This window comes from Actinokineospora iranica, assembly GCF_900101685.1.
GTDB lineage: Bacteria > Actinomycetota > Actinomycetes > Mycobacteriales > Pseudonocardiaceae > Actinokineospora > Actinokineospora iranica.
On record NZ_FMZZ01000001.1, the window covers coordinates 269,268 to 284,658 of the forward strand.

Annotated in this window: 12 protein-coding genes; 5 read left to right on the forward strand and 7 right to left on the reverse strand. The window is 72.2% G+C overall.

Going from position 1 to position 15,391, the window contains the following annotated elements:
• Positions 1–199 precede the first annotated feature (199 nt).
• Positions 200–1,063: an SGNH/GDSL hydrolase family protein gene (locus BLS56_RS01280; RefSeq protein ID WP_228771270.1), complete on the reverse strand. Its 864-nt coding sequence runs from the start codon at positions 1,061–1,063 to the stop codon at positions 200–202.
• 113 nt (positions 1,064–1,176) lie between these two features.
• On the opposite strand from BLS56_RS01280, the gene BLS56_RS01285 reads away from it, so the two are divergent.
• Positions 1,177–2,424 (forward strand): PucR family transcriptional regulator, encoded by a 1,248-nt coding sequence (locus BLS56_RS01285; protein WP_228771271.1) that lies wholly within the window; start codon positions 1,177–1,179, stop codon positions 2,422–2,424.
• 312 nt (positions 2,425–2,736) lie between these two features.
• On the opposite strand, the gene BLS56_RS01290 is transcribed toward BLS56_RS01285, so the two are convergent.
• Positions 2,737–4,581 (reverse strand): ABC transporter ATP-binding protein, encoded by a 1,845-nt coding sequence (locus BLS56_RS01290; protein WP_407640480.1) that lies wholly within the window; start codon positions 4,579–4,581, stop codon positions 2,737–2,739.
• A 183-nt stretch (positions 4,582–4,764) separates the two neighbouring features.
• Here BLS56_RS01290 and BLS56_RS01295 point away from each other — a divergent pair, with 183 nt between their 5' ends.
• Positions 4,765–6,027, forward strand: coding sequence for a glycosyltransferase family 87 protein (locus BLS56_RS01295; protein ID WP_091447271.1), 1,263 nt, complete (start codon positions 4,765–4,767; stop codon positions 6,025–6,027).
• 36 nt (positions 6,028–6,063) lie between these two features.
• Here BLS56_RS01295 and BLS56_RS01300 read toward each other — a convergent pair whose 3' ends face one another.
• Positions 6,064–6,273, reverse strand: a complete 210-nt coding sequence (locus tag BLS56_RS01300; RefSeq protein ID WP_026425090.1) for a helix-turn-helix domain-containing protein — start codon at positions 6,271–6,273, stop codon at positions 6,064–6,066.
• A 188-nt stretch (positions 6,274–6,461) separates the two neighbouring features.
• Entirely contained in the window at positions 6,462–8,090 is a 1,629-nt protein-coding gene (locus BLS56_RS01305; protein ID WP_091447272.1) for an ABC-F family ATP-binding cassette domain-containing protein, read from the reverse strand.
• A gap of 174 nt (positions 8,091–8,264) precedes the next feature.
• On the opposite strand from BLS56_RS01305, the gene BLS56_RS01310 reads away from it, so the two are divergent.
• On the forward strand, positions 8,265–9,026 hold the full coding sequence (locus BLS56_RS01310; protein ID WP_091447275.1) for an SDR family oxidoreductase: 762 nt from the start codon (positions 8,265–8,267) through the stop codon (positions 9,024–9,026).
• A 129-nt stretch (positions 9,027–9,155) separates the two neighbouring features.
• On the opposite strand, the gene BLS56_RS01315 is transcribed toward BLS56_RS01310, so the two are convergent.
• The 3 genes from BLS56_RS01315 to BLS56_RS01325 form a co-directional block, all read right to left on the reverse strand.
• Positions 9,156–9,725, reverse strand: coding sequence for a hypothetical protein (locus BLS56_RS01315; protein ID WP_091447277.1), 570 nt, complete (start codon positions 9,723–9,725; stop codon positions 9,156–9,158).
• Positions 9,726–9,774: 49 nt separating this feature from the next.
• Positions 9,775–10,437 (reverse strand): acVLRF1 family peptidyl-tRNA hydrolase, encoded by a 663-nt coding sequence (locus BLS56_RS01320; protein WP_091447279.1) that lies wholly within the window; start codon positions 10,435–10,437, stop codon positions 9,775–9,777.
• Positions 10,438–10,556: 119 nt separating this feature from the next.
• On the reverse strand, positions 10,557–12,113 hold the full coding sequence (locus BLS56_RS01325) for a deoxyguanosinetriphosphate triphosphohydrolase family protein (RefSeq protein WP_091447282.1): 1,557 nt from the start codon (positions 12,111–12,113) through the stop codon (positions 10,557–10,559).
• A 149-nt stretch (positions 12,114–12,262) separates the two neighbouring features.
• Here BLS56_RS01325 and BLS56_RS01330 point away from each other — a divergent pair, with 149 nt between their 5' ends.
• Positions 12,263–13,375 carry an FAD-dependent oxidoreductase gene (locus BLS56_RS01330; RefSeq protein WP_091447287.1) on the forward strand — a complete coding sequence of 371 codons (1,113 nt, stop codon included), beginning with the start codon at positions 12,263–12,265 and terminating at the stop codon, positions 13,373–13,375.
• Positions 13,376–13,468: 93 nt separating this feature from the next.
• Positions 13,469–15,193: a bifunctional diguanylate cyclase/phosphodiesterase gene (locus BLS56_RS01335; protein ID WP_175482605.1), complete on the forward strand. Its 1,725-nt coding sequence runs from the start codon at positions 13,469–13,471 to the stop codon at positions 15,191–15,193.
• Positions 15,194–15,391: the final 198 nt, after the last annotated feature.

Sequence of the window (15,391 nt, forward strand, 5' to 3'; positions counted from 1 at the left end):
GGCTTCGTGGCGGCGGACCTGGTCAGCAGTCCCACAAAAGGCACCGAACCGTCCCTGCCATGTCCACAACGGCCCGATAGTGGGACTGGCTCTGCTGTGGATAACTCGCCGCGGGGTGGCAGGCCGGGGCTGTGGAGAAACAAGCCCTGTGGGTGGCTGCCTTGTCCCGAAGGGAGGTCTTCGGGACAAGGCAGGGGGGTTAGAACTGGTGGCTGTTTGCGGTCACGGCTGCGGCGACCGCCGCGCCGAAGGCGGCCATGCCGGTGGCGTTGGGGTGGAGGGGGGCTGCGGGGCTGGTGGGGAACAGGCCCTCCAGGTAGCGGTCGGCGGGCGCGGCGCAGGTGTCGTGGCCTACGGAGACGCCGGCGATGTCGACGAAGGTGGCGCCGTGGGCTTCGGCTTGGGCGCGGAGGGTGGCGTTCAGTTTGTTGATCGAGCCCTGGATGTAGTTGGCGTCCCGGGCCCAGATCGGCTGGGTGGGGTAGCAGCCGTTGTTCCTGATGTAGGTGCCGTAGCCGACGACGACCACTTCGGCCTTGGGGGCGCGGGTGTGGATCTCGTCCAGGGCGGCGCCGAGTTTGGGCGTCCAGGCGGTGATCGCGGCGGCGATGGCGTCCTTGCCGCCCGCGGTGAAGCGGTCGGCGCAGGAGAAACCGATCGGTTCGGGTAGGAGGTTGATGCAGGTCAGCGCGCGGGTGACCAGGTCGACGTCGTTGCCGCCGATGGTGATGGTCACCAGGTCGGTGTCCGCGGTGAGCGCGTCGTACTGCGGGGGCACGGACGGGGACTGCTTGACGCTGAAGTCGGTGAGCTCCGCGCCGGAACAGGACACGTCGGTGAGGGTCGCGCCGAGGGTCTTGGCGACCACCGCGGGGTAGTTCCGGTCGGAGCGCAGGCAGGCGAGGGAGGTCTGGTTCGGGATCAGCGGGCCCGCCGCGGCCGAGTCGCCGAGGGCGACGTACTTCAGGGGGTCGGCGGCCTGGGCGCCCGGGCCCCAGGTCAGCATCAGCCCGGCCGCGGTCGCCGCGGCCGCCGCCACGGCGATCGGTCCTCGTACCCGCATCTGTACCTCCACGCTTGTTGGGGGCTACCAATCGGTAACCGGGTCGTCATATGGTGCGGGGCACAGCCAGGACGGTGAGCTGGAAGTTCCCCCAAACATCATGGAGGGCCGTTGTGACAGCGCCCAACGCCAACGCGATCACCTTCGGTGGAACTTCGCTGCACGAACGGCTGACGGTCGCGCTGCCCGCCCTCACGACCGCGGTGATCGACCGCTTGGTCGACCGGCTCCCGATCTACAACCGGCTCCCCGCGGAGGAACTGGACGGGGACGTGCGGACGATCGTGGAGCAGACCATCCGCGGGTTCAGCGAGCTGTTGCGCGACGGCCGGCTGCCCGGGCCGAGCGAGTTGACCGAGGTCCGCGAGTCCGCGGCCAAGCGCGCCGAGGAGGGGCTGCCGATCGAGGCGGTGATCGCGGCCTACTACTGCGGAACGCAGTGCTGCCTCGACATCATGGAACCCGCGGCCGGTCCGGAGGACATGGCCTCGGTCTTCGCCGCGCATCGACTCCTGTTCGACTACCTGGCTCTGGTCAGCAGCGTGGTCGCCGCGGGCTATCTCGATGAGCGCCGGTCGTCGTTCGGTGATGAGCACGACGCCCGGCAGTCACTGCTCTCGGCGCTGCTCGACGGGCAGCCCGCGGACGAGGTCGCCGACTGGGCCGGGATCAAGCTGCCCGCGTGCTACCTCGTGCTCGGAATGACGGTCGGCGCGCACCCCGACGAGGACCGCCAGGACGTCGACCGGTCGGTGGCCGCCCGGCGGAAGCTGCGCAGGCTGCGGTCCGAGCTGAACCGGCTCACCCGGGAACCGGCGCTGACCGCGCTGTCGATCGACGGCGGGCTCGCCCTCGTCCCCTACCACGTGCCGCCCGCCGACCTGTCCGCCGCGGACTGGACCTGGCTCGACGCCCTCGTCGCGCGGCTTTCCAGGGCGGCCGGGGCCGACATCGTCGCGGCGGTGGCGCCCACGGAGCCGAAGGAGGTGGCCGCGGCCGCGCGGCTGGCCGGTGAGCTGCGCGAGGTGGCGGACGTGTTCGACAAGCCGCCGGGCGTCTACCGCCTGTCCGACCTGCTGCTGGAGTACCAGCTCACCCGGCCCAGCCCCGCGCGCGACCAACTCGCCGCGCTGCTCGCCCCGGCGGCGGCGAAACCCGAACTGCTGCTCACGCTGCGCACGTTCCTCACCACCGGCCTCAACCGCAGGCAGACGGCCACCCGCCTGCTCGTGCATCCCAACACCGTGGACTACCGGCTGCGCAAGATCGCCACCTTGAGCGGGCTCGACTTCACCCGACAGGAGGACCTGCTCACCGTCCGCGCGGCCCTGTCCGCGTTCGACGCGACCGCGCGGCGCTGACGCTTGTGGGGCCGGGCGGGCGACGAGGTGAGCGCGCGGGTGAAGCACCACGGCAGGCACTTCTCGGTCGGAAGTGATGCCGGAACTGTCCGCCCAGCAGCACCAGCGTGGCCTTGAGCGCTTCGCCGATCCGCACGCCCCAACTCGGTCGCCTCTGCCAGCGGGTCGAGCGCCACCGACCCGCTCATCCGCCGGGTCGAGGACGACGAGGTCGCCGATTCGCTCCGGGGACAGGCGGTCGATGACGTCGGTGGCCAGGTCGCCGTCGGAGCTGGCCAGATGCTGGAGTTGATCCGGGACCGGTCCGACTCCTCAGGCGACGGCGTCCTCGTGGGCGAACTGGGTGCGGTACAGGTCCGCGTACCGGCCGCTGGTGGCCAACAGTTCGTCGTGAGTGCCGCGCTCGACCACCCGACCCGCCTCCACGACCAAGATCAGGTCAGCGGCGCGGATAGTGGACAGCCGGTGCGCGATCACCAGCGCGGTCCGCCCGGACAAGGCGTGGGCCAGGGCTTCCTGCACCGCCACCTCCGACTCGGAATCCAGGTGGGCGGTGGCCTCGTCCAGGATCACGACCCTGGGCTGGGCGAGCAGGAGCCGGGCGATGGTCAGCCGCTGACGTTCGCCGCCGGAGAGTCGGTAACCGCGCTCCCCCACCACCGTGTCCAGCCCGTCCGGCAGGGACTCGACCAGCGCGGCGAGGCGGGCGCGGCGCAGCGCCTCGTGGATCTCGGCGTCGGTGGCGTCCGGGCGGGCGTAGGCGAGGTTCGCGCGGATGGTGTCGTGGAACAGGTGGCCGTCCTGGGTGACGACGCCCACGGTCGACCGCAGCGCGGCGAAGGACAGGTCACGCACGTCCACCCCGGACAGCCGGACCGCGCCTGCGTCCACGTCGTAGAGCCGGGGCACCAGCGCGGCGATGGTCGACTTGCCCGCCCCGGACGGGCCGACCAGGGCGACCATCTGACCGGGCTCGGCGCGGAACGACACCCCGTGCAGCACCTCCTGGCCGCCGCGCTGGTCCAGCACCGCGACCTCTTCCAGCGACGCGAGCGACACCTTGTCCGCGGCCGGGTAGCCGAAGCGGACGTCATCGAACTCGACCGACACCGGCCCGGCGGGCGTGTTCCGCGCGTCCGGCTTCTCGGCGATCATCGGCGGCAGGTCGAGGACCTCGAAGATGCGCTCGAACGACACCAGCGCGGTCATCACGTCGACCCGGACGTTGGCCAGCGCGGTCAGCGGCGTGTAGAGGCGGGTGAGCAGCAGGGCCAGGGCCACGACCGTGCCGGGCGCCAGCTCGCCGGTCAGCGCCAGGTAGCCGCCGAGGCCGTAGACCAGGGCCTGGGCCAGCGCGGACACCAGTTGCAGGCTGGTCATGAACCAGCGGGTGGCCATCGCCGTGCGCACGCCGATATCGCGCACCCGGCCCGCGCGGGCGCCGAATTCCTCAACCTCTACTTGAGGTCGACCGAACAGCTTCACCAGGGTCGCCCCGGGCGCGGAGAACCGCTCGGTCATCTGGGTCGTCATGGCCGAGGCCAGTCCCGCCGCCTCGCGCTGGAGGTCGGCCATCCGGCGGCCCATGCGGCGCGCGGGCAGGACGAAGACCGGTAACAAGACCAGCGCCAGCAGGGTGACCTGCCAGGACAGCGTCATCATCACCGCGAGCGAGAGGACCAACTGGATCACGTTCGTGACCAAACCGGACAAAGTGGACGTAAAGGTGCGCTGAGCGCCGATGACGTCGTTGTTGAGTCTGCTGACCAGCGCGCCGGTCCTGGTGCGGGTGAAGAAGGCGACCGGCATCCGCTGCACGTGCTCGAACACCGCGCGCCGCAGGTCGTAGATCAGCCCCTCGCCGATCCGCGCCGACTGCCAGCGCTCGGCCACGCCCAGGCCCGCGCCCACGATGGCCAGACCGGCGATGCCGACCGCGAGCCACACGACGACCGACACGCCCTCGCGGTTGACGATGGCGTCGACCACCTGGCCCGCCAACAGCGGCGAGGTGACCGCCAGCACCGCCGAGACGACCGTGAGCAGCAGGAACACCACCAGCCGCGGCCGGTGCCGGGCGCTGAACCGGAACACCCGGCGCACGGTGCCCTTGCGCAGCCCCTTGGGCATGTCGGCGGCCTTCATCGCGCCTGCCATGAGTCTGCGCGGGCTGTCCACGTCGTTCCCCTCGGTCCGAAAGCTCACCTGACCCCACTAGAACACCACAGGGGTGTGACAACTTCCCCAGGGAGAGGCCGCGCACAGCCGGTGCCCCGCGCACGAGGGGCGCGCGGCGGGCTGGGTAGCCTGCGGACCGGGCAACGGGGAGGGCGGCCGGGGATGCGGCGTGGGTGGGCACTGCGGCTCGACTTGGCGCTCTACGCGGTGGCCGCTGTCGCCGCCCTGGTGACCGCCTTCGCCTCCGAGTTCTACGGCTACCGGATGTGGGGCAACTTCGCCGCTCCGGCTTACCTGGCCGCGTTCGCGCTCACAGCCCGGATCTCACTGACCGGCCGCGGGTCGCGGTGGACCCCCGTGTGGGTGGCGTGGGCAGCGGGCACGGTCGTGCCGATGCTGGTCCTGGTGTTCCGACGGGCGCCGTCGTTCGTGTGGGGGCCGTGGCCATGGTCGTTCCCGGCCCAGCCCGAGGTGTGGGTGATCGAACGCTCGGCGCGCGCGCTGTTCGCCGACGGCACGCCCTACCTCGACCTCGACACCCTCAACCGCGCGCCGCACGCGGACGACTACACCCCATACGGGCCGTCCATGACCTTGTTCGGCTTTCCCCGGGCATGGTTCGGCGACCACCCGCTCACCGACTCACGGGTGATGTTCCTGCTGGTCAGCGTGGCGGCGATCGGGACGGCCTGGCACCTGCTGGGCAGGCCTGCGGTGCCGGTGCGCGCCGCGCATCTGGCCGTCGTCAGCCCACTCACCGCGCTCACCCTCACGGTCGCGGGAGACGACGTGGCGGTGATCGCGCTGATCGTCCTGGCGGGCGTGCTCGCCTACCGCACCGGTCCGGCCTGGAGCGGCGCGCTGTGCGCGGTGCTGGTGACCATGAAGCTGACCGCCCTGCCCGCCGCGGCCGTGCTGGCCGTCGGTGTGCTGGCGACCCGGGGCAGCCGCGCGTTCGCCGCGTTCGCCTGCGCGCTGGGCGCGGTGGGCGTGGCGATCGTGCTGCCGGTCCTGGCCGCCGATCCGGCCGCGTTCGTCGAGCACGTCGTCAAGTTCCCGGTCGGGCTCGGCCGGGCCAGTTCCCCCGCGTCGAGCCCATTGCCGGGGCACCTGGTCGCAAGCATCGGCCCCGCGGGCCACACCGCCGCTCTAGTCCTGTTGGGACTGGCGGCCTGCGCCGTGGCCGCGTGGGTCACCCTGCGTCCACCTGAGACACCGGCGGACGCCATGCTGCGCGTCGCGACGGGACTTGGCGCCGCGATCGCGTTGGCACCAGCCACCCGATGGGGATATCTGGTCTACCCGGTGGCGCTGCTCGGCGCGATGATCGCGTTCACGCCTGCCGCGCGGGAGCAGACCGGAGAACCTGTTTCGGCGTTCGATTCCGGTGTGGACAGCGCGGCGGAGGCGTCGCGACCGACGTGATGTCCACTCTGAACCGGTGCAGTCGGGTTGGGTTGGCTACTTCTTCTTCGTGCGCGTCGCGCCGCCGCGTCCGCGCAGGGTCACACCGGACTCCGAGAGCACTCTGTGCACGAAACCGTAGGAGCGGCCTGTGCTTTCCGCGAGCGCCCGGATGCTGGCTCCCTTCTCGTACTTCTTCTTCAGGTCAGTGGCAAGCTTGTCGCGCGTGGCACCGGTGATCCGCGCGCCTTTCTTGAGGTCAGCCACGTTGTCCGCCTTCCGTCGCGAGTGGTGGGGGCCACGGATGACCCCTACCGCCGCAATGATCGAACACGGTGGCGCGGAATGCCAGACGAGATGGCGAAAAAAGTGAGAGATCCTTCGTTCACGCCGGAGGAGCCAAGTCGGGACTCAGCGTGATGACGGAATACAAGATCCCAGCAAAACGGCCAATTTCAGGCGAGCTGAACGAGTTCGAGGTACTCCGCTGACCAGTGGTCCTCGGTGCCGTCTGGGAGAAGGATCACCCGCTCGGGTTCCAGTGCTTCCACCGCACCGGGGTCGTGTGTAACCAAGACGACGGCGCCGGTGTAGCGGCGCAGCGCGTCGAGGACCTGCTCGCGGCTGGCCGGGTCGAGGTTGTTCGTCGGCTCGTCCAGGAGCAGCACGTTGGCCGCGCTGGAGACCAGCCCGGCGAGCGCAAGACGGGTCTTCTCGCCGCCGGAGAGCGTGCCCGCGGGCTGGTCCAACTGCTCGCCGGTGAACAGGAACGTGCCCAGCAGCGACCGCAGCTGCTGCTCCTGGGTGTCCGGGGCGGCGTGCCGGATGTTGGTCCACACGCTCGCGGAGTGGTCCAGCGTCTCGTGCTCCTGCGCGTAGTACCCCAGCCGCAGGCCGTGGCCCGCGACGACGGCGCCGGAGTCGGGCTTCTCCATACCGCCGAGCAGGCGCAGCAGCGTGGTCTTGCCCGCGCCGTTGAGGCCGAGGATGACGACCCGGGAGCCCTTGTCGATGGCCAGGTCGACGCCGGAGAAGATCTCCAGCGAGCCGTAGGACTTGCTCAGGCCCTCGGCCATCAGCGGGGTCTTGCCGCAGGGCGCGGGCTCCGGGAAGCGGATCTTGGCGACCCGGTCGGCCTGGCGGACCTCGTCCAGGCCGGACACCAGCTTCTCCGCGCGCTTGATCATGTTCTGCGCCGCGACGGCCTTCGTGGCCTTGGCGCGCATCTTGTTGGCCTGGTCCATCAGGACCGAGGCCTTCTTCTCGGCGTTGGCCCGCTCGCGCCTGCGGCGCTTCTCGTCCGCGGCCCGCGCGTCGAGGTAGCGCTGCCAGCCCATGTTGTAGATGTCGACCTCGCCGCGCATGGCGTCGAGGAACCAGACCTTGTTCACCACGTCGGCGAGCAGCTCCACGTCGTGGCTGATGACGATCAGCCCGCCGCTGTGGCCGCGGAGGAAGCCGCGCAGCCAGGTGATCGAGTCGGCGTCGAGGTGGTTGGTCGGCTCGTCCAGCAGCAGGATCGTGCCCGCGCCGCCACCTGCGCCCGCCTCGGACGCGGCGAACAGGATGCGGGCCAGCTCGACCCGGCGGCGCTGTCCGCCGGACAGGGTGCGCAGCGGCTGCGCCAGGACGCGGTCGGCGAGGCCGAGGTTGGAGCAGATGCGGGCCGCCTCGCTCTCGGCGGCGTACCCGCCCAGCGAGGAGAAGCGCTCCTCCAGGCGGCCGTACTTGCGCACGGCGGCGTCGCGGACCTTCTCGTCGGCGTGCTCGGCCATGGCCGTCTGCGCCTTCTCCATCTCGCGCAGCAGCTCGTCGAGCCCGCGCGCGGAGAGCACCCGGTCCTTCGCGGTGACCGACAGGTCGCCCTCGCGCGGGTCCTGCGGCAGGTAGCCCAGCTCGCCCGAGCGGCGCAGGTCGCCGCTGTAGGGCTCGCCCTCGCCAGCGAGGACGCGCAGCGTGGTGGTCTTCCCGGCGCCGTTGCGGCCGACCAGTCCGATGCGGTCGCCCGCCTGGACGCGCAGGGTCGCGTCGGACAGCAGGATGCGCGAACCCGCGCGCAGTTCGAGATCGGTGGCGGTGATCAAGTGAAGGCTCCGTCGCTAGCGTGGTCGTGGGCAGGGGTGATGCGCTCACGAGCAGTGGCTCGCGAGCCCGCCTGCGCATCAGTCGATGAGGAGCACAAGGCCCAGTCTACGCAGGGACCGCCACCGGTTTTGCCCCCGTTCGATACTAAGCGCTCGCTTAGCTAAAGTCTCGGCATGACTTTCACCGGGAAGACCGCGCTCGTTACCGGCGCCAGCCGGGGAATCGGCCTGGCCATCGCCACCGAACTCGCCCGCGGCGGGGCCGCGGTCGCCATCTCCGCGCGCAAGCAGGACGCCCTCGACACCGCGGCGGACGACATCCGCGCCGCGGTGCCGGGCGCGCGCGTGCTGCCCGTCGCGGGCAACACCGGGCAGGACGATGACCGCGCGGCTGTCGTCGAGCGGACCGTCGCCGAGTTCGGCGGGCTGGACGTGCTGGTCAACAACACCGGGATCAACCCGGTGTACGGCCCGCTGATGGACGCCGACCTGACCGCGGTCCGCAAGATCTTCGACACGAACGTGGTGGCCGCGCTCGGGTTCGTGCAGCTCGCGTACCGGGCGTGGATGGCAGAGCACGGCGGCGTGGTGATCAACATCGCGTCGGTGGCCGGTCTGCGGTCCTCCGGGGTGATCGCGGCGTACGGGGCGAGCAAGGCGGCGCTGATCCGGCTCACCGAGGAACTCGCGTGGCAGCTTGGGCCGCGCATCCGGGTGAACGCCGTGGCGCCCGCGGTGGTCAAGACGCGCTTCGCCGAAGCCCTCTACACCGACCGTGAGACCGACGCGGCGGACGCGTACCCGCTCAAGCGCCTCGGCGAGCCGGAGGACGTGGGCCGGTTGGTGGCGTTCCTGGCCTCGGACCAGGCGGCCTGGATCTCGGGCGAGACCGTCCGGGTCGACGGCGGCCTGCTGGCCACCGGCACCCTGGGCTGACGTCCTCGCCGCGCTGCCGTGGGCGTCTCGCGGCCACGGGAAAACCTGGGCCGACCACGCCGTGGGGCGTCCTAGTGGCCCCGGGGCCCTCGGCTTCCGTCCCCCGCGGCCTACCTGTGTCCCCGGTGGTTATGCCGTGGGGCTGGGCGTCGTCGTGGGTGCCGGTGTCGTCGTGGTCGACGGGGCGGGCGCTGGCTCGTGCCATGGGCCGCGGCCCCACGGCGGGCGGGCGTCGCCAGGCCGGTCCGGGCGCACGCCGTCGGGCACGCCGCCCCGGATGTGCTCGAAGCGGGTGTACCCGGGACGGCGGTCGCCCGCGTCCCCGATGAAGTACCCCGCCACGCCGCCCGCGACGAGGAGACCAGCGCCGACCAGCGCCGCGACCAGCAGGCTCACCGTGCGCCGGGGCCGAGCGGGCTGGGCCGGTGGCGCCTGCGGCGGGACCGGCGGAACGCCCTGACCGCCCGCGGTTTGGGAAGCGGCGCCCGGGCCCGCCGCCGCGGCGGAAGTCTCGGCGGCCGCTGGGGCGTCGGGCGTGGCCGGGGAATCGGCTCGCGTCGTGGGCTGGGGGTCGGCTGCCTGCCGTGCGGGGGTCGCGGCGTCGTCCTGGGACGTCGCGGCGGGGGTGTCGTCGGGGCTCGGCGAGGCAAGGGGCTGCGTCGGCTGCGGCCCGTCGTCGGGCCTGGGTTTGTCGCTCATGGGTACACGATGCGCCTTGAACCTGTGTCCGCGCTGTGCGTGGCCTGGGTCAATCGGGGTCGCGGACCACGATCTCGACGGAGAACGCCCGGGTGGCGGCCTCGTCGAGCACCACGCGCCGGGGGTCGGGCACGTCCAGGACTCGGGGCTGGGCCAAGGCGAACACCGGCGCCAGCCGCCGGTCGGCGCGCAGGGTCTCCAGGGCCTTGTGGTCGCCGCCGAGCACCACGGCGTCCAACTCGGACACACGCGCGCCGAGCACCTCGGCGACGTCCCGGGCGGCCGCGTCCAGCGCGTGCCGCGCCTGCCCCTCCCGACGCCGGGCGAACCGCTTCTGCGACCAGCCGCCCGCCGCGCTGCGGCCGTGGACGAGCGTGCGGTCCGTCCGCGAGACCACGACCCGGCCCGCCTCCGCGACGCCGACGCTGTGCCCGCCGAGCCGCACCAGCAGCAGCCCCACCCGGCGGGGCAGCGCCAAGTGCCGGACCAACGCCGCGACGGGCTCCCCCGTCGCTTCCGCCAACGGCGGGAACGGGACCGCCGCGGTCGCCGTCGCCCCGTCGGCCGCCGCCACGACGACCTCGCTCGGCCCCAGCTCCGTCCGCGTGACGCCGCCGTGCCGCTCGGCGAACCGGTCGAACCACCCGGACAGCCGCTCCGCCGGGACCTCGACCGCCCGCCCGCCGCCCGCGACCGCCCTGGCCTTGCTCACCGACGCACCGCTCTTACCGTTCGGCTCTTCGCCACACCGCCGCCTTCCGCGCCACGCTTACCGTCCCACCGCGACACCTGATCACCTTCCACCAAGCCTCCCCAGCTCCGAGTCGGCGGTCACAGCACGAACGCGTCCGACCAGAACTGTCCGGTTCGGCCGGACAGGGCCTCCAGCAGCGAGGCGGCTTGGGCGTCGGTCAGCGAGGCGACGAAGTCGATGACCGCGCGGCCCTTGGCCAGCGACGACACGGCCGCCGGTCCCCGGGTCGCCTCCCCGGTCGCGCCGATCAGGGTTTCGGGCTGGTGCTCGGCCAAGTCCGTGTACTCGACGCGGGCCAGTTCCACCAGGTCGTGCAGGCGCCGGGGCAGGCGGTCGGCCTCGTAGCGGTCGCCCAGCCACTGTTCCAGCGCCTCGACCAGCTTGGTGAGCAGGCGGGCCTGGCCGCGCTGGTGCAGCGCGAGGTCGGGGCGCAGCAGCACGAACCGGCGGTGCACGAACTTGAGCACCTGCACCTCGTGCCACTGCCGCCTGCCCAGCAGCACGTGTCCGGAGCGGGTCGACGGGTTCGCCACGACGTGCACACCGGCGACCAGCCGGGCGGTCCAGCCGGAGGAGAACCGGCCGAAGGCCTGCTCCGCGGCGACCGAGCCGTCGAACGGGGCGGCGAGCAGGTCGTCCACCAGTTCGGCGCGGACCCGGGAAACCGCGGCGGCGAACGCGTCGTCGTCGAACATCCAGGAGTCGCGGGTGTGCAGGCGCCTGCGCAGGGTCTCCAGGGACTGGCCGGGCTTGCGCTGGCGCGCGGACAGCTCCGCGGTGTCGAGCGCGGCGAACTCGGCCCGCTCGGCCTCCCACTGGCCCAGCTCCGCCGACACCGGGGCGTGCTGCAGCACGCCGATGCGGTGAAAGTCCTCCAGGTCGTGGATGGCGTAGGCGATGTCGTCCGCGTTGTCCATGACCGACGCCTCGACGGTCTGCTGCCACTGCTCGACCCGCCCGTCGAACGGGACCCTGGCCTGGGCGAGGTCGTCCAACTCGGTGACATAAGCGGAGAACTTGCTCGACCCGGTGCCGGGCGCGTCCCGTGGCTCGGCCGCGCCGCGCGGCGGGTCGGGCAGGTCGCGCGGGTGCGGCGCGGGGTGCGACAAGCGGGTCCACGGGTACTTGAGCATCGCCGCCCGCACGGCCGCGGTGAGGTCGAGGCCCGCCGCGAGCGGACCCCGGGTGTCAGTGGTGGTCACGATCCGAAAGCTCTGCGCGTTTCCCTCGAACCCGTCCGGCAGCCCGAACCGGTGCCGCGCGAGCCGGTCGAGCACCTGCTCGCCGAGGTGGCCGAACGGCGGATGCCCGAGGTCGTGCGCGATAGCCGCGGCCTCGACCACATCGGGATCGCAGCCGCCGAGATCCTCCAGCAACGGCGCCAGGTCCGGATCGGACACCAACCGCTCGGCGATGGCCCGGCCGACCTGGGCGACCTTGAGGCTGTGCGTGAGCCGGTTGTGCAACAAACCCGACCCGCTGGCGCTGACCACCTGGGTCACACCGCCGAGCCGCGCGAAGAACGGCGAGGCGACGATCCGGTCCCGGTCGACCCGGAAGGGGCTGGCGGCGAGATCAGCGCTCCCGGCTCCCCGGTCCCGCCGGGACTCGCGCTGTCGCAAGTGGTCGACCATGAGCCCGAGCCTAGGGCGGTCTCACCTACGGGCAGGTGCGGGGCTGGGCTGTGTTGGTTGGCTCGATGGGGTGGGCTTCTGCGGGTGGCTGCGTTTTGTTCCCGACGCCCAGCCCAGCCCACGGGACGGGGCCGTGGTGGGATCGCGGGATGGATGTCGTGGTGATCGGGGCCGGGCCCGCAGGCTGGGCGGTCGCCGACGCCTGCGCTCGGCGCGGGTTGGACGTGCTGGTCGTCGACCGCGATCCGTACGCCGCTTGGCCCGCCACCTACGGCCTGTGGGACGACCAGCGCGCCGCCCTGCCGACTGGAGCGCGGACAGTCCAGGCCTCTGCGGTGCGGGCGGCTGGGCGGACGCTGGCTCGCGGGTACGCGGTATTGGACAACGCCTCGGTGTTGGCCGCGTTCGCTCGGGGGCCGGTTCAGGTCAGGGCGGACCAGGTGGTCGGGGCCGAGTTCGGGGCGCGTGGGGCGACGGTCGCGCTGGCGTCGGGTGGGCGGGTGGCCTGCCGGGTGGTCGTGGACGCCAGCGGCGCGCGGCGGGTGGTGTCCGGTGGTCCCCCGCTCGGGCTCCGGGTGGAGCAGACCGCCTACGGAATGGTGTTGCCCGCGACGGCGGTCGGCCGACTGGTGGCGCCGGGAGAGGCGGTGTTCATGGACTGGAGCGCGCCGCCGACGTTTCTCTACGCGGTGCCGCTCCCGGGCGATCGGGTCCTGGTGGAGGAGACCTCACTGGCCCGTCGGCCGGGGCTCGGGTTCGCCGAACTGCGGGCGCGGTTGGCGGCCCGGCTGGGCTCGGCCGTTGCGCCGCTGGCCGTCGAGCGGGTGCGGTTCGCCCTGGACATCGGGCCGACGCCGCTGTGGCACCGAGGGTCGGTGCCGTTCGGCGCCGCGGCGGGGATGGTCCACCCGGCCACCGGCTACAGCGTGGGCGACGCGCTGGCGACCGCGCCGAAGGTGGCCGAGGCGATCGCGGCCACCCGGGGCGCGCGGGCGGCCGCGGCGGCGGCACGGGCGGCGGTCTGGCCGCCCGCCGCGCGAGCCGTGCACGTGCTGCGGCAGCGCGGGCTGCGCGCGTTGCTGGCGCTGCCGCCCGATCGGACGCCCGCGTTCTTCGACGCGTTCTTCGCCCTGCCCGACGATCTCCAGCGGGCTTATCTCAGCGGCCGAGAAGACGTACGCGGTACGGCCGCCGCCATGGCCGCGCTCTTCCGGAGTTCCCCGTGGGAAATTCGCGCGAAGCTGGCCCTAACTCGGCGGTAAGTGACCAGATTGCCGCAGGTCAGCGGAACGCCGTTATCCGCCACACAGCTAGATGAACAGATGGTGACAACGGCTTCCATTATCGCCAATACCATGCACGATATCGGTGTGACCGTGGTGCCGGACGTCGACTTCGCGTTCCAGCCGTTGCTCAGCACTCGAACCGGCGAGCCAGTCGCCGTCGAGGCGCTGGCCCGACCGAAATCCGGTGGGATCTACGACCTGCTCAGGGCCGCGGGCAAAGCGGGCAAGCTCATCGAGACCGACATCTCGCTGGCCTGCCGCGCGGTCCTCGCCGCAGGCGAGGGCGACCTGCCGCTGCACCTGAACCTGGTCGCCGCCACCGCGACCACCCCGGACGACCTGATGCGGTTCCTGCGGCCCACGCTGGCCCAGACCGGCAGGCAGCCCAGGGACCTCGTCCTGGAGATCACCCCGCCGTTCAGCCGGGTGCACCGCGCGGAGTTGGTCAACGGGCTGGCCCGGCTGCGGCACGAGGGATACCGCCTGGCGTTCGACTCCGTCGGCGACGGCGACCTGCCGCTGTCGCTGCTGGTCGACGTCCGCCCCGACCTGGTCAAGATCGACGCGCACCTGATCAACGGGCTGCCCGACGACACCGCGAGCCTGGCCGTGGTCGAATCCCTCGCGCAGTACTGCACCCGCACCGGGACCCGGCTGGCCGCCGTCGGCGTCGAGGCCGAGGACCAGCTGCTGTGCCTCAACCGGCTGGGTGTGCGCCTCGCGCAGGGCAACCTGCTCTGCGGCGCCAGCGAGGGCAACGGGATCTCACTGCCGCTGCCCCGCCCGGTCGCCGAGATCATCGAACTCAGCACCCACACCGGCGGGGTCCCCTCGCAGGTGCCCCTGGTTGCCGACTTCCTGCGCCCCGCGACGACCATGCCCGAGTACGCCACGGCGGAAGAGGTCCGCGACACCCTCGCCGAGCAGCCCTCGGTCAACGGCGTCGTGCTGGTCGACTCCGAGGGCAGGCCGGTCTACAGCGTCGAGCGCAGCCGCTTCCTGATCGCCGTCACCGGCCCCTACGGCCACGCGCTGAACGCGAAGAAGCCCGCCGCCCGGCACGCCGACAGCCCCCGGGTCATCCACGCCGACGCGACCGGCCTGCAACTGCTGGAGATGGTCAGCGACGCCGACTGGGAACGCTCCGGCGAGGACGTGATCGTCGTCGACGCCGACGAGGTGTGCATCGGCGTGGTCCGCCTGACCGAGGTCGTCCGCGGCGTCGCCGAAGCCAAGATCGAGCAGGCCGCCGCCCTCAACCCGCTGACCCGGCTGCCGGGCAGCGAGTCGGTGGACCGCGAGATCGACCGCCGCATCGAGCGGCTGGAGATGTTCGTGGTGGCCTGGCTGGACGTCGACTCGTTCAAGGCGGTCAACGACACGGTCGGCTTCGCCGCGGGCGACGACCTGATCCGCTCCATCGGACGCGCTCTCACCGACGCGGCCCGCGAACTGCCAGGCACGCGCGTCGCGCACGTGGGCGGGGACGACTTCTTGATCGTGGCGGACCTGGACGAGATCGCGGCACTGGCGTCGCGGCTGGTGGACCGGCCGTGGATGACCGAGGGAATGCCGGTGAGCGTGTCGCTGGCCTCGCTGGTGTGCGGGGTGCGGTCGGTGTCCTCGTATCGGGAGGCTTCCCGGCTGCTGGCACCACTGAAGAAGCAGGCGAAGGCGGTGCACGGGTCGAGCTGGGTGCTCGGCAGGCCAGGCACCGACCGAGTCGAAATCCTGCGCGGCCGCCCCGGCCCAGCCCCGGCCCCGCCCCGCCACGCCCTCCACGTCGCAGGCTGACTCCCCCGCAAACCACGCCCCGCCTACCAGGCAAGCCGCCTACCTAACAGGCCAGCGCCCGGGTCAGCCCGCCCGTCAACCTGGCCAAGGCGCCCGGAGCCAACCCGCCCTCCTGCCAGGCAGCACCTACGCTCGCCAGGTGCTCGATGGGGTGGAGTGGTTTCTTCTGGGGTGAAGGAAGATCCCTAAACTCGCCGT

Bases quoted from the DNA above. Each gene is read 5' to 3' on its own strand.
- BLS56_RS01280 (WP_228771270.1), bottom strand. From the start codon at position 1,063: ATGCGGGTACGAGGACCGATCGCCGTGGCGGCGGCCGCGGCGACCGCG.
- BLS56_RS01290 (WP_407640480.1), bottom strand. From the start codon at position 4,581: ATGGCAGGCGCGATGAAGGCCGCCGACATGCCCAAGGGGCTGCGCAAG.
- BLS56_RS01295 (WP_091447271.1), top strand. From the start codon at position 4,765: ATGCGGCGTGGGTGGGCACTGCGGCTCGACTTGGCGCTCTACGCGGTG.
- BLS56_RS01310 (WP_091447275.1), top strand. From the start codon at position 8,265: ATGACTTTCACCGGGAAGACCGCGCTCGTTACCGGCGCCAGCCGGGGA.
- BLS56_RS01315 (WP_091447277.1), bottom strand. From the start codon at position 9,725: ATGAGCGACAAACCCAGGCCCGACGACGGGCCGCAGCCGACGCAGCCC.
- BLS56_RS01325 (WP_091447282.1), bottom strand. From the start codon at position 12,113: ATGGTCGACCACTTGCGACAGCGCGAGTCCCGGCGGGACCGGGGAGCC.
- BLS56_RS01330 (WP_091447287.1), top strand. From the start codon at position 12,263: ATGGATGTCGTGGTGATCGGGGCCGGGCCCGCAGGCTGGGCGGTCGCC.
- BLS56_RS01335 (WP_175482605.1), top strand. From the start codon at position 13,469: ATGCACGATATCGGTGTGACCGTGGTGCCGGACGTCGACTTCGCGTTC.